This window comes from Kitasatospora sp. NPDC048286 (assembly GCF_043201735.1).
Lineage (GTDB): Bacteria > Actinomycetota > Actinomycetes > Streptomycetales > Streptomycetaceae > Kitasatospora.
The window spans coordinates 1-24,274 of sequence record NZ_JBICZE010000012.1; the positions used below are offsets into that span (position 1 = coordinate 1).

Here is a 24,274-nt window from a genome sequence, read left to right on the forward strand (position 1 = left end):
AAGACGTTGGGCACCTCGAGGGCGAGGTAGCCGGTGCTGCTGGTGGCGCGGAAGCAGATCTGGTTGCCGCTGCTGTTGGGCAGGTCGAAGCTCAGCACGCTGATCTGGTTGTCCACGGCGCAGTCGGACAGCATGATGTGGCCGTCGCCACGCAGCAGCTTGACGTTCGGGTACGGCGCCGGGCCCGGGTGGTTGAAGTCCTCGACGGCCACCGGCGCGGTCGAGTTGTCCGCGGGGGCGCCGTCGGCGGAGGCGAGCGCGGTGGCGCCCAGCGTCGCGGCCAGAGCGATGGTGCCGCCAACGAGCCAGCGGGACACGTGCTTTGCCATGCCTAATCCTTTTCGTTCATCTGGTGTTGCCCCGGAGGGCGGATCCACGGATTGGTACGAACCAGCCCGTATGACAGGCGAACCGACTGGTAGTGACGAAGCGTCAATGTCGATGGAAATGCCTTCGCCGGTCGCATTGCCGCCAATGTCGACGGCAGTGGAATCCGACCCATCGAAGCAGATGAACTGACGTCTCGACAACTATTTCCATGGTCAGATGGGGCGAGATGTCATGCTTTCGAAGGCAATAAGGAGTTCTTGGCGATGCGCTGCATTTGCAGGCCTATGCCCGTGATCGTGGATCTCACGGTGCCTTCTCTGCCCGCAACAATCGGACTTCGTAGGCGTTCTGTCGCAGTGTCATTTGTCGTAGGCTCCGCTGCGGCCGTGATTCGGCCGACTCGACAGTGGAGGTTTCCCGTGCGCCTATCGATATCCCGCTCACGACGGCGGAGGAGGGGGAGGCCGCCGCTGCTGGGCAAGCTCTCCTTGAGCCTGCTACCCCTCGCCCTGACCGCCGGTCTGGTGGGGGCCGGTATCCCGAACGCGGTCGCCGTCGAGCCGACCGACGACGGGGTCCAGCTGAGCGAGCGCGAGCGCACCGTACAGGCCTGGCTCAGCGGCGGTCCCCGCGTACACCAGCTCGCCGAGACCGCGCTGGCAGGCTCCGACCAGGACGTCAAGCGGTTCCTGGACAACGACCTCGCCGGCGCCCAACACCTGGACGACCTGCTGGCTGCCACCCAGATCGAGAGCCTGGGCGGGCCCAAGGTCCGCGAGGCCGTGGACAAGGCCATCGGCGGCACCCCCGACCAGCTGCACACCTTCCTGCAAGGCGGCTGGCAGGCGGCGCTGGACGCGGACCGGCGACTGTGGATCACCCGGCTCACCGACCCGGCGATGGGCGCCGGCCGCGGCATCCAGGCGGCCGGCGACGCCGCGCTGCGCAGCAACAGCAGTGACGACCTGCAGCGGTTCCTGACCGAGGGCCAGTTCGCCGCCAAGGACGCGGACGACCGGGTCAAGCTGGTCCAGATCCTGAGCGCGGGCGGCGCCAACACCCAGGCGGCGGCTCGTGCGGCGTTGAACGGGTCGGTCGAGGACGTCCGCGACTTCCTCGCGGTCGGTCAGTACATCGCGCAGAACCGTGACCTGGAGCGCGCGAGCATCGCGCAGCTGGTCCAGCAGGCGAAGGAAGCGGGCGCGCAGGCGGCCCAGGAGACGGCCGCGGCCATCGACGCCAAGGACAAGGCGGTCTACGAGGCGCAGAAGGCCATGGAGGCCGCCGCACTGGCCGCGTCCGAGACACAGCAGGCCGGCAATGACGCGGCCAAGGCGACCGAGGCGGCGAACAAGGCCGCGACGGCGGCCGAGCGCGCGGGTGCCGCGGCGCAAACCGCGATGTCGGCCGCCAGGGCCGCCAACGCGGGCGCACGGGCCGCCGCCTACGCGGCGTCGAACGCCGCTGCCGCCGCGGCCGGGGCCCAGCGGGCCGCAGCCGATGCCGAAACCGCCGCGGCCGGGGCCGCCGGCGACGCGACGAAGGCGCACGAAGCGCGGGTCGCCGCCGATGCCGCCACAGCTGCGGCGAAGCTGGCCGCGGAAGCGAACACGACGCTCGGTCACGCGAACGAGGCCGCCAGGAACGGCAAGGACGCGGCGGGCGCCGCGCTGAGCGCCAAGGGCAACGCGGATGCCGCGGCGGGATCCGCCGAGCAGGCGGGTGCCTACGCGGCCAGCGCCGGCGGCCAGTCGGCCAAGGCCAAGCAGGCCGCGGCGGCGACGCGCCGCCAGGCCGCCGAGGCCGGCCGTGCCGCCGCCGCCTCCCAGCAGTTCGCCACCGAAGCCTCGACGCAGGCCGCGGCCGCCGCAGAGCTGCTGAAGACCGCGGGCCAACACGCCACTGCGGCGGCCCAGGCCGCCCGGGACGCCGCCGACCACGCAGGCCAGAGCTCCAACGCCGCGCAGGAGTCGACCAACCACGCGAACGCCGCCTCCGGCTACGCCACGGAAGCCCAGAAGGCGGTCAACCAGGCCAACGACGTCCAGGACCTGGCCCGCCGCACCGAGGCCGAAGACCTCGCCAACCGCACCGCGGCCGCCGTGGAGAAGGCCCGCCAGGCCAAGGCCGACGAGACGGCGAAGCAGGAGCAGACCAACCAGGCCGCCCAGGAGGTCCAGAAGGCCAGGACCGAGTCCGACCGCCTCGCCCAGCTGGCCAACCAGCCCGGCACCACCCCGGAGCGGGTCGCCACCGACGGCCGCAAGCTCGCCATCCTCTCCCGGAAGATTTCCGGCTCCTGGGGAGCTGCTGCGGCCCAGGCGGCCCTGTCCGGCAATGACATCGCCGTCCTCAGCTACCTCAAGACCGAACGCCGGGCGGCCGAAGCACGGGACGCCCGCGAACACGCCGCGCAGATCTACGAGGACGACGAGAACGACGCGGTCCGCACGGCCGCGTACACCGCGCTCCAGGGTGGTGCGGACCAGGTCAGTGCGTTCCTGGACAGCGGGCAGTACGAGGCCGCGGCCCCCGACAACCGGCTGACGATCACCCGTCTCAGCGACAAGGCCGGCCCCGCCGTCAAGGCTGCCGCCGACGCCGCACTGCGGACCAACACCCCCACGGCCCTGCGGGACTTCCTCGGCACGGCCCTGGCCGACGCGCAGGCCACCGACGACCGCCTCACCGCCACCCGGCTCGAGGACTCCCCGACCACCGAGCCCGAGCTCAAGGCCGCAGCCAGGATCGCCCTCGAAGGCCCGGTACTCAAGCTGCGCGCCTTCGTGGCCGAGGGTCAGTTCACCGCCCAACAGAAGGACCGGCTCACCGCCGTCCACGTCGCCGACGTCAAGGGCCTGATCGCCGAAGCCACCGCCGCATCCGCGACGGCACAGAAGAACGCGGCCACGGCCCAGGCCGCCGCCGCCTACGCCCGTGGCATCGCCGACGAGGCCAGGGGCTACGAGGCCGCGGCCAAGGCGTCGGCCGACACCGCCGCCGACCACGTCGCCAAGGCCCAGGCCGCCGCCGACGCCGCCCAGGCCGCCGCGGCCAAGGCCACCTCCGCCGCGAAGGCCGCGAACACCGCCAAGGCCTCCGCCAACCGCGACGCCGCTGCCGCGATGTACTCCGCCAGGCAGGCGGAACACTCCGCCGGCGAGGCACGGTTCGCGGCATCGAATGCCTACGGCGCCGCGAACGCCGCCCGGGCCTCCGCGGAGGCGGCCGGCAAGGACGCGACAGCTGCGGAGCAGTCCCGGATCGAGGCCTTTGCCAGCTACCAGACCAAGTACGAAGCCGAGGAGAAGGCCCGGCTCGCCAGGATCGCGGAAGAGCGCAAGGAGGCCGAGAAGCAGGCCAGGGAGGCCAAGCAGAAGCAGGAAACGATCGCGGCGCTGGAGGAGGAGCTCAAGAAGCAGAAGGAGGACAACGACAACATCAACGCTGTCTACCGTCTGTTCTCCGAAAGCGTCCACCTCACCCTCGACGTCATCGGCGGCGCCGGTGGTGTCATCGCGCCCGGCCTCGCCGACATCGCCGACCTCGTCAACTGCGCCTACTACGCCATCGAGGGCCGGACCCAGGACGCCTACCTCTCCTGCATCGCGGCGATTCCCCTCGTCGGAGACGGCGCCGCCGTCGCCAAGTTCGCGCAGTGGGCCAAGAAGTTCGGCCCCTGGGGCGAGAAGGCCGCCGAGTTCATCAAGAAGCTGGTCGGCCGGCTCCCCAAGTCGTGCCCCGTCAACAGCTTCCCGGCCGGCACCCGCGTCCTCATGGGCGACGGCTCCACCCGTCCGATCGAGACCGTCAAGGCGGGCGACGAGGTCCTCGCCACCGATCCCGCAACCGGACTGACGGCGCCGCGCCGCGTCAGCGCGACGATCTACACCCCGGACGACCGTGACTTCACCGACGTCTCCCTGGGCACCGGGCAGTCCCTGACCAGCACCGACCACCACCCCTTCTGGTCCGAGAACCAGAAGCAGTGGATCGACGCCGCCGACCTCAAGACCGGCGACGAACTGCGCGACCCGGCCGGCCAGCCCCAGCGCATCGAGAGCGTCCGGCACTGGAACACCCTCCAGCCCGCCTACAACCTCACCGTCGACGACCTCCACACCTACTACGTCCTCGCCGGCGAGACGCCGGTCCTGGTGCACAACGCCGAGGTCTGCGGGGTCGCACTGGGGATCCAGAAGGAGGGCGATCTCCGCAACTTCGCGGACAGCAACCGGTACGAGCACTTCCTCGACAAGACACAGGAGGGCGCGCTGGCAGCCGTCCGGGACGTCGCCAACGAGCAGCCCGGTCGTCGGATCTACGTCGTCCTCGACGGCTTCAGGATGTCCAACGGAAAGCCCGGAACGCCGCAGGAGCTCTTCGAGGACTTCTACAGGGAAGGCCGCATCGACAAGAGCTACATCACGACCCAGCGGGAGATGAACATCCTCGGAGAGGCCGTCAGGCTGGGCAACCGGTCATGGGAATCGATCACGTTCCGGTGGCAGGGCAAGGACGTCTCACTGACCCTGCCCGACTTCAACGCCCTTCGGGCCGCCGGATGACCCGGAAGCCGGCCGTCACGTTCCACCGGGGGCGTACCGACGGCGACTAGTCGGTTCAGCCGTCGAATCGGCTAACGTCGACCGAGAGGTCCCTTCTGTCGCGGCCAATGCTGCCGGGAAGGGGCCTCTCGGCCGTTGCGTCACGTCCGCGAAGGCCTGACGTACCGAATCCTGTGTTTTCCATCGAATGGGGAAGTTCATGCGTCTGATCGAGTGGGACCGCGAGTTCAGGATCTGGGCCTACGGGTTCAGCTACTCCAGGCTCCTCCTCCGAAGCGCGCCGAGGTTCGACGGCGACGAGCGCATCGAGGTCCTCTTCAGCAATGTCCACCACATGAGCATCTCGGCGGACATGTCGAGCCTGTCGATCGACCGGATCGAGACGCCGGAAGAATCGCGCGAGTTCGGCATCGCCCTCCCTCCCGCCCCCAAGGAACTGTTCGTCCTGAACTCGGGCGCCGGTTACGTGATCGCGACCCACTGCCAATGGAACGTGGATCACGAGTGGCTTGACGCACCGTCGCACTTCTCGCCGTTTCGGGCGGTGAAATAGGGGCGCGGCGGCGGAGAGGGGACCGCAGGGGATCCGCGGGCGGCGGGGGGATCCGCGGCCGCCCGCGGCCGGGGGTCAGCAGCCGATGTAGCGCATGCCGACGCTGGTGAAGTGGGCGCCCGAGGGGGCGTGGAGGGTGATGGCGCGGGACTTGCCCTTGCCGCCGGCCCAGTCGCTGTCGACGTAGCCGCCGCTGGAGAGGGCGCCGCGCACGTAGGGACAGCGGCCGTCCGCCTTGGTGTCGTGGACCGTGCCGACGACCTTGGTGTTGTAGTTGCACCACTTGCCGTTCGCGTAGCCCTCGCCGGAGCTGATGCTCCAGTTCTGGGTGCAGGAGTCGGCGGGCGGCGCGGCGTGGGCGGCCGTGGCCGGGAGGAGCAGGGAGGCGAGGGTCAGAGCGGCGACGGCGGCTCCGTGGACGGCGAGACGGCGCTTGGACATGGCGGTACCTCCACACGGGGTGCACGGTGGACATCCGGGCCGGGGCGGCGGGGTGGCGCGGCACACCACGCGGCGTACGGCGCGCGTGGCGGCCGGATGGCCCCGGGCGACGGCCCGGCCTCGGCGGTTCATCGAGCGTGACGTATTCGAACGACCGTCGTCAACAAGCGAGTTGAGCGTGGATGGTGGTATGCCACCTCTGGGGCACCGGGGCGGCCCGGGTGACCCAAGGGGTACGTCCCGCACCATGGGGGTGGGCCGGACGATCGCCCGGATGCACGAGCTTCGGCCCCGAGTTCGGTGCGGCGTCCGGTGTGGAGGCCGGTGTGGAGGCCGGCGATTGCCTCACGGCCGGTCGGCCTTCTGCGCCCGGTGGGCGGCGACGCGGACGCGGGTGGCGCAGCGCGGGGTGCAGTAGCGCTGCGGGGTACGGCGGCCGGTGTCGATGAAGAAGCGTTCGCAGCCCGGGGCGGCGCAGCGGCCCCAGGCGCAGCCGCCGCGTTCGCTGAGCCACAGGCCGAGGGCGAGGGCGGCGGTGGAGAGCAGCCAGTGGGTGAGGCCGGCGTCGGCGGGGGCGCGGGTGTGCAGGGACCAGGGCCGGCCGGGGAGGCGGACCAGGCGGGGGCTGGCCGGATGGCGGTCGAGCAGGGCGTTGATCAGCTCGGCGGCCCGGTCCGGGTCGTCGGTGTCGAGGACGGCGATCACCTCGGCGGTGGCTCGGCGCAGTTCGCGGGCGTCGGCGTCGGTGAGCCGGAAGGGCGGGCCGCCGTGGCGGTCCAGGACGGCCTGGAGGTCGGCGGCGCCCGCGTCGGGGTCCTCGCGGACGGTGTTCGCGAGTTCGGTGAGGAAGTGGAGGCCGCGGGGGTTGCCGTCGTTCCCGTCGTCTCGGGAGCGGGGTTGGGGCTGGGCCATGGGGTCGCCTCGAATGGTCGGGGGGATGCCGTCCAGGCCATGGTAACGTCAAAATGACTTGGTAGGCGTTACTGAGGAGTGGGTGGTATGCGATTCCCCGAGACCACGCCCGTGCTCGTCGTCGGTGGAGGCCCCGTCGGCCTGACCCTGTCCGTCCTGCTGTCCGGCCACGGCGTGCCGCACCTGCTCGTCGAGGCGCACCCGGGCACCTCGCGCCATCCCAAGGCCCGTGGGGTGTCGGCGCGTTCGATGGAGATCTTCCGGCGGTGCGGGCTGGAGGAGGAGGTCCGGGCGGCCGGGCTCCCGGCCGCCCAGGTGTTCTTCTACCGGGGCCGCGACCTCGTCGACCCGGACTTCGTCCGCACCGGTGTGGCGAGCGGCGCGGCTGAGGGACCGGAACGCACGCCGTCGCCCGGGCTGATCTGCTCGCAGGACGCCCTGGAGGCCGTCCTGCTCCGGCGGGCCCGCCAACTCGCCCCAGACAGCGTTCTGTTCGACACTCGCCTGATCTCCCTCACCCCGCAGGACGGACACGTCCGGGCCGTGCTGGAGGACCGGGCCACCGGCGAGCGCCACACCGTGCGCGCCGACTGGCTGGTCGGCTGCGACGGCGCGTCGAGCACCGTCCGCGAGGCGTCCGGGATCGCGATGGCGGGGCCGACCGGCCTCGGCCACTTCCTCAGCATCCGCTTCGAGGCACCGCTCGGCGAGGTGGTGGCCGACCGTGCCAGCGCCTCGTACTTCCTCACCGCACCGGGCCGTGGCGGGTTCCTGGCCGTCGACAACGACCGGCGGTGGATCTACCAGTACCCGTACGACCCCGAACACGCGGACACCGCCGCCCTGTTGGCCGACCACCAGGCGCTCACCCGGCTGGTCCGGGAGGCCGCCGGGCTGCCCGAGCTGGCGGTCACCGTCCAGGACACCATGACCTGGCGGATGGACGCCCGCCTCGCCGAGACCTAGCGCCGCGCGCGGGTGCTGCTCGCGGGCGACGCCGCCCACGTGGTGCCGCCGACCGGCGGACACGGCATGAACGCTGGCATCGGCGACGCGGACAACCTGGCCTGGAAACTCGCGGCGGTCACGGCCGGGACGGCGGGCGAAGCGCTGCTGGACAGCTACGAGGCCGAGCGCCGACCGGTGGCCCGGCAGGTCATCGACATCTCGCTCGCCAACTCCCGCGCCCGCGGCGGCTATCGGATCGACGACGAGCTGCTGCTGACCGCCGCCTACCGCTCGACGGCGGTCCTCGCCGATCCGGCCGATCCGGACGCCCCCGCCGATCCGGACGCCCCGGCCGCTTTGCATACTCCGGACATCCCGGAACGGTCGCCCCTGGACCCGGACGGCGACCACCCCGAGGCCGCACCCGGCACCCGGCTCCCCCACCTGCGGCTCGGCAACCGGGCCGGCGCCGCCTCCATGCTGGACCTGGTCGGGCCGGGCTTCACGCTGTTCACCACCACGGGGGCGGAGGCCTGGCGGCGGCAGGCGGCCGCCGCCACGGCGGCGGGGCTGCCGGTCACCGTGCGCACGGTGCCGCTGCCCGGCCTGTCCGAGGCGACCGGCATCCCTTCGACCGGAGCCGTCCTCGTCCGGCCGGACGGCCACATCGCCTGGCGGGCACCCCAACCGGACGCGGGCGATGGACAGTTGATCGCCGCCCTGCGGCGCGTACTGTCCGCTGGGCCTGCTGCCCAGGACGCCGGTCACTACCCATCCGCCGATTCCGCTCAGCGCCTGGCGTGACGGATCCTGAGTCGACCGAAGCCGGTGGTGCCGGTGATCCGGATCACCGGACTGCCGAGGTGGGAACGGCGGGGCGGGGTGTAGCGCACGTCCTTCCAGCCGCCCTGGAGGCCGTCGATGTCGACGACGGCGTCACAGGGGACGGTGATCTTGGCGCCACCGGTGCCGAGCCCCAACTCGATGTCGATCACGGGGTGTTCGATGACCGCCTTCGACAGGTCCAGACGCACCCGCCCGAAGGCCGACACCACCTTGAAGGCACGAGGGACCCGCCAGGGGCCGCGGCGCACCAGCCGCCCGGTGGCGGCGGCCAGGGTGGGGGCGGATTCCGGGTTCACCTCGGGCAGCGAGGCCAGGGGCGCCGCGAGGTCGGCGCGCGTCCCGGCGGTGAGCACCCGATGAAGACGCTCGTCCATCTCCTCGCGTGAGATGTGCCCTTCGGCGAACGCCTCCTGCAGGCGCTCAACGGCGCTGTCACGGTCGGCATCGCTGATCGGCGGGTTGTCCGGCAGAGCTGTCACCGTCCCACTCTAGTACCCCTGGCGGCGGAACCACTGGGCGGGGAAGCCCACTTGGGAGGACGGGAAGAGCCCGCAGGACGGCGCCTCCGCCCCTCGGCCAGTCCCGGGCGGGATGCCGCTCGGTCGGCGCCGGCTCTTCCGAGGCCGCCGTCGAGGGCGACCGGAATTCGGAGGCCGCCGGACGGTCGACACCCTAGGCTCCCCGTATGTCCGGTCCTACCTTGGTCATCGACCTCGCTGAGCCCGTCTCCCCCGCCGTGCTGCGGGAGTTGCGCGCCCTGATGGTGCGGCTGTCCTGCCGGCTCGAGGAGACCCGCCCGGCCTGCTACGACGCCCACGTGCCCGCGGAGCGGCTGGGCATCGAGGACACCCGGGACGAGGACTGGCGCCGGCCGTACCCGCTGCCGCTGCTCGGCGAGCGGTCGACAGACGAGCGGTCGACAGACGAGCGGTCGACGGAGGAGGGGTCGACGGACGAGCGGCTCGCGGCGTTGGTGGGCTTCAATCCGGCGCGCGAGGACTGGCGCCGGCCGTTCGACGTCTACCTGTTGGGAGCAGGGGCCGGTGACGAGGACGTCTTCGAGGGCGAGCACGCCGACGAGCCCGAGATCGAGGCGATCCTCGGGTTCCGGGCCGTACAGGCCGTCAACGTCAGTGCTGCCTGCAACCGGTGGATCGACCATGTCGCGACGGCCCTGCTGACCGCCGCCGTCATGGACGTGACCGGCGGGGTCTGCAAGGCCGAACTCGCGGCCGGTCAGGCGGCGGCGGTCGCCGGTATCCCGGGGCTCCTGGGTGTCGCCGACGACGGGTGGGACACGGCCCTGGTGACGGCCGAGTTCCTGCGTGCCTGGGCCGGACGGCCGGGATTCCGGCTGGTCAAGTAGTCGGAATCCCGGCCCCGGCCGTTCGGCCCAGCCCCTCCCAGGCCCAACGCTCAGCGGCCGGTGGTGAGGACCATGCGGAAGCGGGCCCGGCCGCTGGTCATCTTGTCCACCGCGGCGGCGGCCTCCTCCAGCGGCACTTCCTCGATCCACGCCCGCACGCCGCTGAGGGCCGCGAAGCGCAGCGTGGCCTCGGTGTCGACGGCGGTGCCCGAGGAGTGGCCGTAGACCTTGCGGTCGCCGGTGATCAGCTGCAGCGGGCTGACCGCAATGCCGTCGGTCGAGACGCCCACGACGATGAGTTCGCCGCGCCGGCCGAGCCCGTCGACGGTGGCGGACACGGCGTCGGCGTTGGTGACGGTGGACAGGACCACCTTCGCACCGCCGAGGGCCCGCAGCGCCAGGGCGACGTCACCGACGGTGCTGTCGATGTAGTGCTCGGCGCCGAGTTGGTGGGCCAGCGGCTCCTTCTCCGCGCCGCGGGCGATGGCCACGGTGCGGAAGCCCATCGCGCGGGCGAACTGGACCCCCAGATGGCCCAGTCCGCCCAGGCCCAGCACGGCGACGGTGTCACCGGCCCGGGCGCCGGAGCGGCGCAGGGCGTTGAAGACGGTGATCCCCGCGCAGGCCAGCGGGGCGGCCTCGGCGGCGCTCAGCTCGTCGGGGATCGCGGCCAGCGCCATGGCCGGGGCGATGACGCTGTCGGCGTAGCCGCCGGGGTAGGCCGCGCCGGGGACCTGCAGCTCGGGGCAGTGGATGCCGTCGCCCGAGCGGCAGGCCTCGCAGTGTCCGCAGCTGCCGCCGTACCAGCCGACGGCCACCCGGTCGCCGACCTTCCAGCCCTCCACCCCTTCCCCGAGCGCGTCGATGCGGCCGGCGATCTCGTGGCCGGGGGTGACCGGGAAGGTGGTGCCGGGCAGGGCGCCACCGGCGATCAGGAGGTCGGAGTGGCAGACACCGCAGGCCTCGACGGCGATCCGCACCGCCCCTGGCCCCGGCTCGCGGACCGGCACCTCGGACAGCTCGGGCACCGCGCCCGGAGCGGCGACCCGCACGGCACGCTGCGGGCCGTCGGAACCGGAGGAGGACGAGGACGGCGAGGAAGGGGAGGAAGGGGACGAGGAGTGCGAGGAGGCAGCCATGAGTGGAGACCCTTCTGTACGGGGTAAGGCGGGGCGCCGCGCGCACCCGCCGGTTCCACCAGCTTCGTACGTCCACCACCGTTTGTCCGCGCACCGCCGGTCGGGACCGTGGACGCGTCGAGTCCGCCGCTCGCGGGCCACCTCCACACGCGTCAGTCGACGTCCGGGGCGCTGCTGACGTGGAAGAGCGCGGCGCGCAGGTCGTGCACCGCCTGCTCCATGTCCACCAGGGAGTGGAGGGACAGCACGATGTCGTCGGGGACGCCCATCAGCCGGGCCGCCCGGAGGACCTGGGCCCGCTCCTCCTCCGCGTAGACGCCGTCCGCGCCGGCCATCTTGATGGCGTGGTACACGAGGTGCGGGGCGGCCTGCCAGGTCTCCACGTCGGTACGGATGGCCGGCAGCAGGTCGTCGAGGTCGGCCGAGCGGAAGTCGAACTCCCGGTAGAGCTCGATGACGTCCTCCGGTGCGCCCATGCGCCGCTGGTGGTCGATCAGCCAGTCGAGTTCCGGCTCGCTGACCTCGCCGTCGGCGCCGGCGATCACCATCAGGGCCTTGCCGTAGTTGAGGAAGGCCTCCCGGGTGGCGGCCGACAGGCCGTACAGCTCCCGGCACAGGTCGCTCATCGGCAGCAGTTCCGTACGGTCCACGTCTCATCCTTCCGATCCGGGCCCGAGCCCGTCCTGTCCCGTCCTGTCCCGGACGGCACCCGACTCCTGGCATCCGATCTTCGACGTTCCCCCGACGTACGGGCGGCCCATCTCCGGCAGGTTCACTCCGTCGGGGGATCGGAACCGCGCGGGGGCCTTCGATCGGCTTCCGGCCAACTTTGGATATGACCATGCCAATACATTCGGGTGGTTCACGTTCCCGGCTAGGGTCACTCCAGATCCACAACTCGGCGCCGCACGACCGCCGTTCGGCGCCGAATGGACACCCTGCCGATTGGACTGGTGCGAAGTGATCAACCGACGTCGCAGACTGCTGGACCGCCCGTTGACAGCGAATCTCCGAAGCCGACTCGCCTCCGCAGCAGGGGTGATCGCCCTGATGGTGGCCGTCCTCACCGGCGTCTCGGTCGGCACGGCCAGCGCCGCGCCGACCGCGGCGCCGACCACCGCTTCCGCTTCCGTTTCCGTTTCCGATGCCACCAGCCCCCAGCTCGCCGCCGCCGGCTGGATCTGCCGCGGAGCCCCCGTCACCCCGGGCTACGTCCTCACCCAGCACACGAACAACGGCTGCAACGGCGCCGGCATGTGGTACCAGCAGCCCGTGCAGAACGGCATCTGGACCTGCGCCACCTCCCCGATCCCCGCCGGCTACGTGCTCTCCGGCCACACGCCCAACGGCTGTGACGGCTACGACTCCTGGTACATGCGGCTGCCCGCGGACGGCCTGTGGACCTGCGGCACCTCGCCGATCCCGTCCGGCTACGTGCTCACCAACCACGCCGCCAACGGCATGGGCTGCGCCAACATCGACGCCTGGTACATGCAGCTCGCCCGGGACGGCATCTGGACCTGCGCGGGTTCGCCGATCTGGCCCGGATACATCAACACCAACCACCAGAACCCCGGCTGCGGCGGCCTCGGCTCCTGGTTCCTGCAGCTCGCCAGGCCCGGACTGTGGATCTGCCCGTACACCCCGATCCCGGCCGGCTACCACACCGGCACCTACAACAGCAGCTACTGCGGCGGCCTGGGCGCCTGGGTCCTCATCCGCAACTGACCCCGGCCGATCGAGTCGAACTACCCCTACTGCCGGACAACTTCGCCCGCCGAGCCGCTCCCCCGGCACGGCGGGCACTTTCGAGTGAAAGCCACCCCACCGGCATCCCGAAGGCGAGAATGGGGTCCGCATCCGCCGACGATGACCCCGATCCCGAGGAAGGCCCGTGATGGCACAGAGCACCCCGGACTTCGCCGAACTGCTGCGGGGCGCCACCCGGTCCGCCGTGCACCTGGAGATGCGCGACAGCTACGCGGTCGGCGACGAGGTCGAACCCTTCGACCGCTTCAAGCGGACCGGCGAGGTGGACAACGACCCCGACGCGTCGTTCTGGCCCACGTGGATACCCCTGGTGGAGGACGCGATCTCCCGGGGCGTCGTCATGCGCCGCGCCCGGATCGTCTCGGAACCCGTGACCGACTACATCAGGTACGAACACGCCGTCACCCCCGTCAACCTCGCGGCCGGCGAACAGGTCCGATGGCTCCCCCGGAGCCGGGCGTCGACCATCGCCCTCCCGGGCAACGACTTCTGGCTGATCGACCAGCGGCTGGTGCTCTTCCACTGGTTCACGGGCGACGGCGACTGGGCCGGCCACGCCTTCTCCGAGGACGAGGCCGCGGTGGCGCTCTGCTCCGCGGCGTTCGAGGCCGTGTGGGCGGCGGGCATCCCCCACGAGCAGTTCACCGTCTGACTCTGCGAGCACGCAAGTACCGGACGGCGCCGCTTTCCGCTCCTCTGGCTGCACCAGGTCAAGCCGGGCGGAAGGATCCTGGCCGCCCTGCCCGGGTGGAGCCACGGCACTGGAACCACACCTTGGCCAGAGGCGCATCCCAGGCGCGAACGATGCTCACCACCGACGGCCCGCCGCGCTCGAGGCGAGCGCGACGGGCGCGACGGGCGCCGGTGGATTGCTCAGTGGCGGTGGTGGTTGTCGGGTTGGGCGGGGTCGCCGGGGTGTTCCAATCCTTCGACGAGCATGAGGCGTTGGGCGCGTTCTCGGTCGAGCCAGCGGACGAAGGCGGCGCGGCGGGCGGCGTCGCGCAGGGCGGGGGTGGGGTCGTCCTCCTCCAGCGGTGTTGTGGTGGCGAGGAGGGCGGCCTTCCAGGGGCCGACGGTGACCCATTCGCCCTCTGGCGCTGTGCGGAGGGCTTCGGTGAGGGCCAGCGGAAGGGTGTCGGGGTCGGCCTCCAGCTCGCCGTCGGGGAGCGCGAGGCGCCAGCGGGTGACTTGCGCGCGGGTGGTCATGGCGCGGTAGTGGGCGATGTCGGTGGGTGAGGGCTCGGTGTCGGCCGTCACGGACTCGTAGACAGCGCGGACGGCTGGGCTTCCCTCGAAGGCGGCCGCTGTGATGGAGCCGAGTTCGACGGCGGCTTGGTGGTCGAGGTGGACGGGGCCGTCGGAGACGACGGGCAGCTTGCGTTCGGCGGCCACCGCCTCGCAGAGGGCCTCGGTCAGGAGCACCTGGGCGACCCAGCGGGTGAGTTGGCGGTCCTCCGAACTGCCGGTCTGTGGCAGGGCGGTGGCGCGTGGGCCGCTCCGGAGGGCGGTGAGGCGGTGATAGAGGGCCGCGCGGGAAATGGGCCGTCCGTCGAGGAGGCCGAGCGTGGTCATGCTTCCACCACCAGGGCGACGGTCGGGGCGTACTGGCAGCGGCCGAACCACATGACCTTGGCGAGGGCCCAGTACGAGCCGGGGTCGGTGGATTCGGGGACGGTGACATCGAACTGGACGGTCGTGGTCGAGCCGGCCGCGACGGTGAAGCCGCGGACGGGCTCGGCGATGGTGTGCCAAGTGCCCCACGGGGAGACGAGTTGCAGCTCGCCCCGGATCTCGCCGCGGGTGCGGTTGGTGAGGGTCACGGCGAGGAAGTTCCGGCCTCCGGGGACGACCCGCAGGGTTTCACGCGACACCGCGACGTCCAGGCCGGTGTCTCGGCCGGTGGTGGCCTTGGTGCCCTGGGCGATCGTCCAGTCCTCGGGGGTGTCTCCGGGGACGGGCAGGACGCCGGGCAGGTCGCCGACGGCGATGGTCACGACGTCCTCGATCTGCTGGCCGTCGTGCTCGATCCGGACGGCCGCGAAGTACAGCCCCGGTTCGGCCCCGGCGGGCGGGGTGAGGGTGACCGGGAAGCGCAGGTGCCCTCCGGGTTCGAGCCGGTACGGGCGGCTGCCGAGGCTGGTCGTCCAGCCTTCGGGGGGCAGCACCACGGCCGTCCCCTCCACCTCCGCGTCCCGCAGCTGGGAGGAGAGGGCGACCGACATCGTCACCGAATCCCCCGCCGTCCGCAGCAATCCGGGCGAGGCGCCGACGGACACCGGTAGGTAGCCGAGCGGTGCCGGGCCCCGGTTGTGGAGCCAGTAGCGGGCGTGGACGGGTTGGACGGCCTCCGCCACCGGGCCGAGGTCCGCTTCACCCGCCGGAGCGGTGACGGCCGGGGTCGCGAGCAGGGTGGCGATCTGCGAACCGGCGAGGTCGAGGGCGGGGCCGTCGATGGGTAGCGGCCGTTCCAGCAGGTCGGCGGCCCGGACGTCGCCCAGCCCGAGGGCGCCGCCGAGTCGCACCGACCGTCCGAGGCCGGTCGACTCGACCAGGCGGACGGCGAGTTCGGGACCGGCCTCGGCCACCGAGCCCTGCGCGATCGGGTTACCCGAAGGCTTGAGCGCCCCCAGCAGCACCTCCCGCTGCGGCTCGACCCGCAGCCAGGACAGGGTGGCCGGCAGCGGCCCCTCCTGTGCCGGGACGATCCGGGCGTACAGGGGGTGGTTGAACTCCTGGCCCTGGGCGGGCAGCGTCTGGTCCCGCCAGTCGCCGTTCCCACCCACCAGTGCGTAGCTGAACTCATGTGTCCAGTGCTGGAGTTGGAAGGACGCGCCGTCGGGCAGGGTGCGCCGGGGTGGGTCGATCCAGACGCCGGAGGGCCAGCCGGTGCAGGAGCGCATCAGCGACAGGTGCAGCGCTCCGGTGGTGTCGACCGCGAAGCCGGGCAGGCCGAAGCTCAGCAACGCCACGGTGTGGTCCGCGAGTTGCTCCGAGACGGGAACCGTCGACGGGCAGACGGCGGTGATCCGGGCGTCGGCCAGGTCCTCCACCAGCGCCGCAACGTCGGAGACGACGAGTGCCGGCAGCGCCCGCAGGTCGCGCAGGTCGGCGTCCGGGCGCCAGACCTCGGTGAGCGGCCTGAGGGCCGGCACCCACACCGCGCCGTGCGCTTTCAGGGCGGCGGCGCACTCCTCCCCCACCAGCGAAAGCAACTCCCGTGCCACCGGGTTGACTTCCGGCGGGCCGACCACGATCCGGAAGTCCGGCAGGTTGGAGTCCACGTCCAGCCACCCGTACCGCGCCCAGTCCGCCGCCGAGGTGGTGGCGGTGACCCCGACCCGGGCGAGGGCGACCACCAGCGGACGGGCGTCGGCCGCGTCGTCCAGAGTGGGGACGACGACCTCCGCCACGCCGAGGGCGCGCGAGCCGGCCGCCACTCCCGCCGGGTCGATCAGGTCGACGCGCGCGGTGGCGCCGAGCGCGAACCAGGTGTTGGCCGGGTTGTCCAGCGTCCACGGCGCCTCCGCCGAGTCCACGTCCGGCATCGCGAAGCCGCGCCCGACGACGGCGCCGGCGACCTCACTGACGGGCAGCCCGCCGGGGACGTCCACCGGGAAGCGCAGTCGCAGCAGCCGGTCGGCGCCGGAGTGGTCGACCACCCGGGTGCGGCAGTCGACCTGGTCGAGGCCGCGCCAGAGCGTGACGGTCTGCTCGTACCGCACGGAGTCGACCGTGCCCTCGATCACCAGGCGCTCGCCGAGCGGCCCGGTCTCCCGGCGCACCGACGCCGGGGCGTCCCCGGAGCCGACCACCGGTCCGCTGGGCACCAGGTGCCAGGGGCCCTCGCCGAAGTCGGGGTGCTGCGGGTACTCCTCGTACACTCGCAGCTCGTTGCCGATCCGGCCGTCCTGGATCAACTCCCGCTGGTGCAGGAGGTCATGGACCGACGTGAGGCCGCCGCCGCGCGCCGGGTCGGCGGTGGCGCGGTACCGGTCGTTCCCGATGGTCACACCTGCGGCGGCCGTCCACGGCTGCTCCGCGACGCCCTCCACCAGCCGCCAGGTGCGCCAGCCGAGTGCGGGCACGTCGGTGGCCAGGAAGCGCAGCGTCCCCCGGTCGACGGCGCTGGGCACCGGCTCGCCCCGGTCGTCCAGCACCCGCACCGACCGTACGCCGTCGGGCAGTTCGACTGTCACGAGGTCGGTCCGGTCGAAGGAGAGCGTGTTGGTCACCACCACGGCGGAGCCGACGCCCAGGGCGGAGCCGATGCCCACCTCGGAACCCTCGCGCCCGGCGGAGCCGTCGCCCTCGGCGGAGCCGAAGCCCACCGTGGAGATCCGCGCCGTGAGCGCGTCCAGTGCCGCGTCCCGGACGCCGGACGCCAGGTCGTACGCCTCCCGCCAGCCGCCGAGCAGGTCCAGGTACACCTGGTCGGACTCGGAGCCGGTGATCGCGTCGTGGTGTGCTCCGTAGGCGAGTTGGCGCCAGACCTTGTCCAGCGCGGCGGCCGGGTAGCGGCCGAGGCCGTGGACGGACGCGAGCGCGGCGAGCTTCTCCGCATCCACGGCCGCGACCTCGCCGGCGCGTTGGGCCTGCTTGGTGTCGATGTACGAGACGTCCTTGCCGGTGTACACCGGGTTCATGTCGCGGGTCTGCGGGCTGGGTCGCCGTCCGGTGGCGGCGAGTTCGGCGCGGACGGCGTCGAGGAAGTCGCGCGGGATGGCGCAGACGAAGCGGGGCCAGAGGTACTTGGCGGCCCAGGAGCGGTGGATCTCGGTGACCCACTTGTTCGGTGGGGTGTAGTCCGTGCCGACCGGCAGCAGCAGGTTCTTCGTCGCCCCGACCGGCTTGAGCTTGCGGTACAGCTCGTAGACGGCCTGTTCGGCGGTGGCCAGGTCGGGCGAGGAGTCCATCCACCAGCCGGCCGAGTAGTGGTGCGGCATGTAGTGGGTGAGCACGCCCTCGCCGCCGGGGGCGATCCACTCGAACTCGCTCGGGAACTGCATCACCCGGGCGTCGTCCTTGGCCGCGCGGAAGTTCTTCTGGATCGGGCCCCACTGGTGGAACGGGCCGCGCGCCCAGGCGCTGCCGGTGAGGCCGGCCGCGGCGAGGTGGCCGGGGAACTGCGGGTCGTGGCCGAACACGTCGAGCTGCCAGGCGGTTCGCGGGTCGCCGCCGAGGATGTCGCGCTGGTAGCCGATGCCGAGGACGATGTTGCGGATGGTGGTCTCGGCGCCGGTGAGGTTGGTGTTCGGCTCGTTGTAGGTGCCGCCGACGAGTTCGACCTGGCCGCGTTCCAGCAGCTGCCGCAGTGTCTCGCGGCGTTCCGGGTGCTGGTCGAAGTACGGCTTCAGGTAGTCGACTTCGGCGAGGACGAACTTGTACACCGGGTCCCGCAGGGCGAGGTCCAGGTGGGCGTCGACGAGGGCGAAGCCGTTGCGTTCCCACAGCGGCCGGGTGGTGGCGTCGGCGGAGAGCAGTTCCCAGGGGGAGGTGTAGGCGGCCTGGGTGTTCCACCAGACCGGGTCGTAGTGGAAGTGCGAGACCAGGAACATGGTCCAGCCGGGCTCGGCGACGTCCACCACGGCGTCGACGGACGAACCCTCGACGCTGACGGTGACGGCGAGCCGGTCGCCGGGAGAGGCCCCGCCGATCTCCAGCGGGACGTCGACCAGCCCCGTGCCGGTCGCCTCGCCGCGGACGCCCTGGCCGCTGACGGCGATCCGGGCGGCCGGGCCCTCCAGCCTCACCCGCAGCACTTGGCGCGGGGCGTCCTCGGGCCCGACGAACAGGTCGGTGCTCTCGACGGCGGTGATGGTGACCGGCACGGGGTGCCTCCTCTTCGGACTCTTCGGAACAGGGCTACGCGCCCCAGGCCTCGAACTCGTAGATGCGGGCGGCCGGGTCGCTGGTCTGGGTGGGCGTGGTGACCACCAGCCGGACGTAGCGGGCGGTGGTGTTCACCGGGTGACTCGTCGTGCCGGCCGTGTTGCCGGTGACGTCGGCGACGGTCGTCCAGGGGTCGCTCGTGCCCGACCGGACCTGGATGGTGAAGTCACGGGTGTTGTACGAGGCGCTCTCGCCGCCCGCCGCCGCGTGCTTGACCACGAAGGTCGACAGCTTCCTCGCCGAACCGAGGTCCACCTCCAACCACTTGGCGGAGGTCAGGGTGCACCACTTGTCGCCGGTCCCGCCGCCGACGCTGCCGTTGACGGCCTTGGCCGGGCCCTCGTTGGCGTTGCACTGGCCGGAGGCGGTGGCCGGGCGGTTCAGCGCCAGATTGGTGGCGGTCGGCGGGGTGCCGTTCCAGCTCACCGTGGTGGAGGTGGCGGCCGAGCGTCCGTAGGTGGTGGAGACCGCCTCGACGTCCAGCGCGGTGGCGTTCTCGCCGCCGGCCCGGTCCAGCCGCCCGACGAAGTACGCGTCGTTGGGTGTGGCGCCGAGGAAGGTGCGGCTGCCGTCCGCGTTGCGCCGGTAGACCTCGTAGTGGTGCACGTTGCCGCCGGGCGCCGCCGTCCAGGACAGCCGCAGGGACTGGCTGGCGCCGGGCGTCACGTCGCTCGCGCCGAGGACGGTGAGGCCGGACGGTGCCGCCGGTTTCTCCACCGAGCCGTCGTAGAGGGCGATTTGGCCGACCCTGAGGTCGTAGGCCGGGTCGCTGCCCTCGACTCGCAGGGCGATCTGGGCGACGGTGCGGCCCGCGTAAGGGGAGAGGTCGAGGGTGTGCCGCTCCCAGCCGGTACCGGAGTTGGCGCCGACGTCGATCGTGGTGAAGGTGCCCGGCGCGTCGGTGAAGGAGACGGCGGCCTTGAGCTTGGTGGGCCCGGCGGCCGGAGTCTTGACCACGAGGTCGAGCCTGGTGTCCGCGGCGACCGGCAGCCTGGTCTGGTACAGCCGCACGGTGTTGGCGGCGTCGAGCTTTCCGCTCAACCGCAGTGCGGATCCGCCCTGGTAGGCGTCGGTGAAGTCGACGGACGGGGTGAGTCCGGCGCCGCTCGACTCGACCACCCAGCGGTAGGTGGGCGGGACGTCCTGGAGCGAGAGGTTGTTCCAGCCGCCGGTGGCGACCCGGGTGCCGGCCGCGTTGTAGAAGTCGCCCTGCCCGGTGTCGAAGGTGGTGACGAAGGGCTTGGCGGTGATCGGCGAGGACTCGGCGACGTAGCCGGCCAGGCCGGGCCAGCTCGACGAGAGGTCGATCCTGGACGGGTCGTTGGCGGCGCCGACCCAGTAGCGGGCGTCCTTGGCGTAGAAGTCGGCGCGGTCGGTGGCGGACTTCCAGGTCCACTCCGGGCGGTAGAGCCCGAGCGAGGTGGTGTGCGGCTGCCCGGACGGGAAGAGGGAGGCCCAGTTCACCCCGGTGTTGTAGCCGTTGGCCTCGGTGTCGATGCCGGAGTAGAGCTCGTACTCGCTGCGGCCGAGCTGGCGGGCCAGCGCCCGGGAGGAGTTCAGGCCGCTCGACGACCAGCCGAAGTTCAGGAACATCGAGTCCGAGGTGCGCTTCGAACCGTCCTGGAGGAAGGGCGAGTTGGCCGAGGTGAGGGCGTTCTGCCAGTTGACGGAACCGGAGGTGGTCATCGCGTCGTACCACATGAACTCGGTGCCGCTCTGGGCCTTGGTGTACTGCATCAGGTTGCGCACCTCGGCCGCCAGGGCCGAATCCCCGCCGCCCGTCTCCTGGTTGATGAACCAGCCGTCGAAGCCGTAGTACTGCGCGGCCTGGACGAGCTTGTCGGCGACGGGGTACCGACTGCCGGACTTCTGGACGAAGTCGCGCACCCACTGGAGTTGGCCGCCGTACGCGCCGGGCGGGAAGAAGACCGTGCCGTACACCTTGACGCCGTTGCGGTGGGCGGCGTCGATCACGGTCGGGTTGGGGGCGAGGATCAGGCCCTCGCCGGCCGAGCCTCCCCAGAACACCAGCTTGTCGACGTACTGCCAGTAGCCGAAGGCGTAGTAGTTCGGGTCGGCGGAGCCCTGGGAGGGGTTGTCGGAGGTGGGGCCGAAGGAGACCAGCGAGGCGATCCGGCCCTCGCCGGTGCGGGCGTTGGGGTTGGCGCGCAACGCCGGGTCGCTGGTGCGCGGCTGGAGCGGGACGCGGGAGCGGTTGAAGCGGGCGTCCGGGTCGGTGGCCGGGTCCCAGTTCAGGATGCTGTTGGGGTACCAGTACGAGGCGAAGGGCTGGGTGCCCGACGTGGCGGTGGCGGCGGGCGCCGCGGCCGGTGTCGGGCCGGCCCAGGCCGCGGGAGTCGCGGTCAGCGTGGCCGCCGCGAGGGCGGCGCCGAGCAGCAGGGGGAGGCGTCGTGACATGCGGGGGCTCCGATCGAGCGGAGGAGGGTGGGCGGGCCCGCCGTCGCGGACGGGGGCCCGGCTGCATGCGGGCGTGCCGGTGCTGGATCGAGTGGGGTCGGAGTCGGGGCCGAGCGGGGACCGGTTGGGAACGGGGTCGGGACCGAGTCGGAGTCGCACCGCGGCCTGACTCCCCGAGCGCGCGGAAGCGGAAGGGAGCGGACGCGGAGCGAGACAGGCAGCGGGAGCCGGACGGAGCGCGGTGGGTGCGCGGGTGGAGCGCGCCCGGGTGGAGCGCGCCGAGCGGCGCCCGCTCGGCGCTGCGAGGCTAAACCGGTTCAGAACCGCTGTCAACGATGTGCGCAGCGACCACGCCCGCGGGGGAAGCCGCCGGGGAAGCCGCCGGGAATCCGGCCGGCGCGACCCCCGGCGGCGAGGTGGACTCCCGTACGGTCAGCCGGGGCGTGGGCATCTGCAGGTCCCGCCCCGGACCGGCCTCGTCGAGCTCCGCCAGCAGGCTGCGTGCGACCTGCTCGCCGAGCGCGAAGGTGTCCCGGCTGAGCGCGGTCAGCGGAGGGTGGACGATCCGGGCGAGCACCGAGTCGTCGAAGGAGACGATGGACAGCTCGCCGGGCACCGCGACGCCCATCTCCCCCGCCACACCGAGTCCGGCGACGGCCATCACGTCGCTGTCGTAGACGATCGCGGTGGGCCGCCTGGCCCGGGACAGCAGGGTCCGGGTGGCGGCCGCGCCCTCGGCGTCGCTGAAGTCGGTGGGCACCGACACCGCCTCCTCCAGTCCGAGCCGGCGCGAGGCGTCGCGCAGCGCGCGGATCCGCCGCTGGGTGTGCTGGAAGTGCGGCAGCCCGGCGAGGTGGGCGATCCGGCGGTGCCCGATGGCGGCCAGGTAGTCGACGATCGAGAGCATCGCCTCCCGGTCGTCGGCCCAGATCCGCAGCTGGTTTCCGCCCTTGCCGGGCCCGCCCAGCACCACGGCGGGCAGCCCGAGTTCGTCCAGCACCGGCAGCCGCGGGTCCTTGACCTGGAGGTCGACCACGATGAAGCCGTCCACCCGGTGCTCGGACGCCCAGCGCCGGTAGACCTCCGTCTCGGCGGCGGTGTCCTCGACCACCATCAGGTGCAGTGCGACCGAGCCGGCCGAGAGCACCGCCTGGAGCCCGGACAGCAGTTGGCTGAAGAACGGCTCGACGCCGATGGTGCGGGCCGGCCGGGCGATCACCAGGCCGACGGCGTCGGCCCTGGCTCCGCCGAGGGCCCGCGCGGCGCTGTGCGGCCGCCAGTTCATCTCCTCGGCGACCCGCAGGATCCGGGCCCTGGTCGCCTCGCTGACGCCCGGGCGGCCGTTGAGCGCGAAGGACACCGCGCCCTTGGAGACACCGGCCTGGCGGGCGATGTCGGCGATCGTCGGTCTGCCCACAGAACCCGACTCCTCTCTTGACAGCCAAGTTTAGGCGGGAGCATAGTCCCAGGCATCGCTAGACCGGTTTAGTTAGCCAGATTGCGGAATCCTCCTCCCCGAGCCGGCACCCCGTGTTCCGGCACCTCCGAGATCCGGCACGTCCCCCAAGATCCGGCACCACCCCCGAGCTCAGCACGATCCCCCACCCACCCCAGGACCGGGAGACCCTCATGCGAAGAATCTGGGCGGCACTGACCACGACCGCGCTCGCCACCGCCGCCCTCACCGGCTGCGGACTCGGCTCCGGCGACACCAAGGACGGCGACACGGTGGCGAGCGCGGCCGCCACCGGCGAGGTCAAGGGCAAGGTCTCGCTCCAGACCTGGGCGCTCAAGCCGAAGTTCACCGACTACATGCAGGGCGTGATCGACGGCTTCAAGAAGAAGTACCCCGGCGTCGAGGTCGAGTGGCTCGACCAGCCCGGCGAGGGCTACTCCGACAAGGTGCTCAGCCAGGCCGCCGCCGGCACCCTGCCCGACGTGGTCAACCTCCCGCCGGACTTCGCCTTCCCGTTGGCGAAGAAGGACGTCCTGCTGGACGTCGCCAAGGCCGATCCGAAGCTCGCCGAGGAGTACGTCCCCGGCGGCGTGGACGCCTACCGGTTCAACGGCCACCCGGGCACCTACGGCTACCCGTGGTACCTCAACACCGATGTGAACTACTGGAGTTCGGAACTCCTGACGAAGTACGGCCTGGACCCGCACAAGCCGCCGGCCAACCTGGACGAGCTGATCGCCCAGGCCCGGACGATGAAGGAGAAGTCCGGCGGCCAGACCTATCTGATGAGCCGCAAGCCGGGCATCGGCGACCTGTACAACATCGGCGTGAAGATCATGTCCGACGACGGCAGGAGCTTCACCTTCAACACCCCCGAGGCCGCCGCGCTGCTCGACAAGTACCGCGACGCCTTCAAGGAGGGCCTGATGCCGAACGGGGTGCTCACCGACACCTACGCCGGCAACTCCAAGCTCTTCAGCTCCGGCACCGCGGCCTGGACCACCGGCGGCGGCAACTTCATCACCAGCCTCGCCACCGACAACCCGACCCTCGCCCCGAAGGTCGTCCCCTCCCCCGCGATGGCCACCCCGCCGCTGTACGTCCAGGGTCTGTCCATCCCGAAGAACACCAGGAACCCGGCCGCCGCGGTGGCCCTCGCCCGCTGGGTCACCAGCCCCGAGAACCAGGCCGCCTTCGCCCACCTGACCAGCGTCTTCCCGTCCACCAAGGCCTCCGCGAACGACCCGTTCTTCAGTAAGAGCGACGGCACCAACGCGGGCGACGCCAAGGTGATCGCCTTCACCTCGCTCGCCAAGGCCCAGCTGATCCAGCCGGTCGAGGTGGACGACGCGATGGGCACCGTCATCAAGCAGCAGTTCGCCCTGGCCATCAGCGGCGACACCAGCTCCAAGCAGGCGCTGGACACCGCCGTCGAACAGTGCAACAAGCTGCTCAAGGGCTGATCCCACCAGGCGCCACCGAACCCTCACCGCGCCCCAAACTCACCGCGCCCCAACCCCACCGGGCCGCGTCCCGACCCCGAACCGGTGACGAGCGGCGGGTCTCCCCCACACCCGCCGCTCCCCACCCCGACACTCCCCGGCGGGCACCCGCACCACCCCCAGCCCCAGGAAGGCG

General features: G+C 72.0%; 16 protein-coding genes and 2 pseudogenes. 8 read left to right on the forward strand and 10 right to left on the reverse strand.

The features are described from left to right. Positions 1-329, reverse strand: a pseudogene (locus ACGF13_RS27005) (hypothetical protein); the annotation flags it as partial. Positions 330-818: 489 nt separating this feature from the next. Between ACGF13_RS27005 and ACGF13_RS27010 the strand changes: the two are divergent. After that, a complete protein-coding gene (locus ACGF13_RS27010) occupies positions 819-4,898 on the forward strand; it encodes a polymorphic toxin-type HINT domain-containing protein (protein ID WP_392879698.1) in 4,080 nt (1,359 codons plus the stop codon). 199 nt (positions 4,899-5,097) lie between these two features. Then, positions 5,098-5,451: a hypothetical protein gene (locus tag ACGF13_RS27015; RefSeq protein WP_392879701.1), complete on the forward strand. Its 354-nt coding sequence runs from the start codon at positions 5,098-5,100 to the stop codon at positions 5,449-5,451. 75 nt (positions 5,452-5,526) lie between these two features. On the opposite strand, the gene ACGF13_RS27020 is transcribed toward ACGF13_RS27015, so the two are convergent. Together ACGF13_RS27020 and ACGF13_RS27025 are read right to left on the reverse strand one after the other, a co-directional pair. Then, positions 5,527-5,892 carry a hypothetical protein gene (locus ACGF13_RS27020; RefSeq protein ID WP_392879704.1) on the reverse strand — a complete coding sequence of 122 codons (366 nt, stop codon included), beginning with the start codon at positions 5,890-5,892 and terminating at the stop codon, positions 5,527-5,529. A gap of 345 nt (positions 5,893-6,237) precedes the next feature. Further along, positions 6,238-6,804 (reverse strand): CGNR zinc finger domain-containing protein, encoded by a 567-nt coding sequence (locus ACGF13_RS27025; RefSeq protein WP_392879706.1) that lies wholly within the window; start codon positions 6,802-6,804, stop codon positions 6,238-6,240. A gap of 87 nt (positions 6,805-6,891) precedes the next feature. Here ACGF13_RS27025 and ACGF13_RS27030 point away from each other — a divergent pair. Both ACGF13_RS27030 and ACGF13_RS27035 read left to right on the forward strand, forming a co-directional pair. Next, a pseudogene (locus ACGF13_RS27030) lies at positions 6,892-7,956 on the forward strand (FAD-dependent monooxygenase); the annotation flags it as partial. Beyond that, positions 7,948-8,556, forward strand: coding sequence for a hypothetical protein (locus ACGF13_RS27035; RefSeq protein ID WP_392880283.1), 609 nt, complete (start codon positions 7,948-7,950; stop codon positions 8,554-8,556). The pseudogene ACGF13_RS27030 and the gene ACGF13_RS27035, both read left to right, overlap by 9 nt. Here ACGF13_RS27035 and ACGF13_RS27040 read toward each other — a convergent pair. Continuing rightward, positions 8,541-9,077, reverse strand: a complete 537-nt coding sequence (locus tag ACGF13_RS27040) for a DUF1707 domain-containing protein (RefSeq protein ID WP_392879709.1) — start codon at positions 9,075-9,077, stop codon at positions 8,541-8,543. The two genes, ACGF13_RS27035 and ACGF13_RS27040, sit on opposite strands and share 16 nt — an antisense overlap. A 206-nt stretch (positions 9,078-9,283) precedes the next feature. Between ACGF13_RS27040 and ACGF13_RS27045 the strand changes: the two genes are divergently transcribed. Continuing rightward, complete coding sequence (locus ACGF13_RS27045; RefSeq protein WP_392879712.1) at positions 9,284-9,964, forward strand: DUF6368 family protein; 681 nt, start codon at positions 9,284-9,286, stop codon at positions 9,962-9,964. Positions 9,965-10,014: 50 nt separating this feature from the next. On the opposite strand, the gene ACGF13_RS27050 is transcribed toward ACGF13_RS27045, so the two are convergent. Continuing rightward, complete coding sequence (locus ACGF13_RS27050; protein ID WP_392879715.1) at positions 10,015-11,103, reverse strand: alcohol dehydrogenase catalytic domain-containing protein; 1,089 nt, start codon at positions 11,101-11,103, stop codon at positions 10,015-10,017. Between the two features lie 152 nt (positions 11,104-11,255). Next, positions 11,256-11,753 (reverse strand): hypothetical protein, encoded by a 498-nt coding sequence (locus tag ACGF13_RS27055; RefSeq protein WP_392879717.1) that lies wholly within the window; start codon positions 11,751-11,753, stop codon positions 11,256-11,258. 346 nt (positions 11,754-12,099) lie between these two features. Between ACGF13_RS27055 and ACGF13_RS27060 the strand changes: the two genes are divergently transcribed. Both ACGF13_RS27060 and ACGF13_RS27065 read left to right on the forward strand, forming a co-directional pair. Further along, positions 12,100-12,831, forward strand: a complete 732-nt coding sequence (locus tag ACGF13_RS27060) for a hypothetical protein (RefSeq protein WP_392879719.1) — start codon at positions 12,100-12,102, stop codon at positions 12,829-12,831. Between the two features lie 169 nt (positions 12,832-13,000). After that, positions 13,001-13,525, forward strand: a complete 525-nt coding sequence (locus ACGF13_RS27065; RefSeq protein ID WP_392879722.1) for a DUF6879 family protein — start codon at positions 13,001-13,003, stop codon at positions 13,523-13,525. A 221-nt stretch (positions 13,526-13,746) separates the two neighbouring features. Here ACGF13_RS27065 and ACGF13_RS27070 read toward each other — a convergent pair whose 3' ends face one another. The 4 genes from ACGF13_RS27070 to ACGF13_RS27085 form a co-directional block, all read right to left on the reverse strand. Then, positions 13,747-14,445, reverse strand: coding sequence for a hypothetical protein (locus ACGF13_RS27070; protein ID WP_392879724.1), 699 nt, complete (start codon positions 14,443-14,445; stop codon positions 13,747-13,749). Continuing rightward, positions 14,442-18,701, reverse strand: coding sequence for an NEW3 domain-containing protein (locus ACGF13_RS27075; protein WP_392879726.1), 4,260 nt, complete (start codon positions 18,699-18,701; stop codon positions 14,442-14,444). Before ACGF13_RS27075 ends, ACGF13_RS27070 begins: the two co-directional genes overlap by 4 nt. Before the next feature lie 34 nt (positions 18,702-18,735). After that, positions 18,736-21,180 (reverse strand): discoidin domain-containing protein, encoded by a 2,445-nt coding sequence (locus tag ACGF13_RS27080; protein WP_392879729.1) that lies wholly within the window; start codon positions 21,178-21,180, stop codon positions 18,736-18,738. Positions 21,181-21,487: 307 nt separating this feature from the next. Next, positions 21,488-22,597: a LacI family DNA-binding transcriptional regulator gene (locus ACGF13_RS27085; RefSeq protein ID WP_392879731.1), complete on the reverse strand. Its 1,110-nt coding sequence runs from the start codon at positions 22,595-22,597 to the stop codon at positions 21,488-21,490. A gap of 212 nt (positions 22,598-22,809) precedes the next feature. Between ACGF13_RS27085 and ACGF13_RS27090 the strand changes: the two genes are divergently transcribed. Continuing rightward, positions 22,810-24,099 carry an ABC transporter substrate-binding protein gene (locus ACGF13_RS27090; RefSeq protein WP_392879733.1) on the forward strand — a complete coding sequence of 430 codons (1,290 nt, stop codon included), beginning with the start codon at positions 22,810-22,812 and terminating at the stop codon, positions 24,097-24,099. Positions 24,100-24,274: the final 175 nt, after the last annotated feature.

Bases quoted from the DNA above. Each gene is read 5' to 3' on its own strand.
- ACGF13_RS27015 (WP_392879701.1), top strand. From the start codon at position 5,098: ATGCGTCTGATCGAGTGGGACCGCGAGTTCAGGATCTGGGCCTACGGG.
- ACGF13_RS27020 (WP_392879704.1), bottom strand. From the start codon at position 5,892: ATGTCCAAGCGCCGTCTCGCCGTCCACGGAGCCGCCGTCGCCGCTCTG.
- ACGF13_RS27025 (WP_392879706.1), bottom strand. From the start codon at position 6,804: ATGGCCCAGCCCCAACCCCGCTCCCGAGACGACGGGAACGACGGCAAC.
- ACGF13_RS27045 (WP_392879712.1), top strand. From the start codon at position 9,284: ATGTCCGGTCCTACCTTGGTCATCGACCTCGCTGAGCCCGTCTCCCCC.
- ACGF13_RS27050 (WP_392879715.1), bottom strand. From the start codon at position 11,103: ATGGCTGCCTCCTCGCACTCCTCGTCCCCTTCCTCCCCTTCCTCGCCG.
- ACGF13_RS27065 (WP_392879722.1), top strand. From the start codon at position 13,001: ATGGCACAGAGCACCCCGGACTTCGCCGAACTGCTGCGGGGCGCCACC.
- ACGF13_RS27070 (WP_392879724.1), bottom strand. From the start codon at position 14,445: ATGACCACGCTCGGCCTCCTCGACGGACGGCCCATTTCCCGCGCGGCC.
- ACGF13_RS27080 (WP_392879729.1), bottom strand. From the start codon at position 21,180: ATGTCACGACGCCTCCCCCTGCTGCTCGGCGCCGCCCTCGCGGCGGCC.
- ACGF13_RS27090 (WP_392879733.1), top strand. From the start codon at position 22,810: ATGCGAAGAATCTGGGCGGCACTGACCACGACCGCGCTCGCCACCGCC.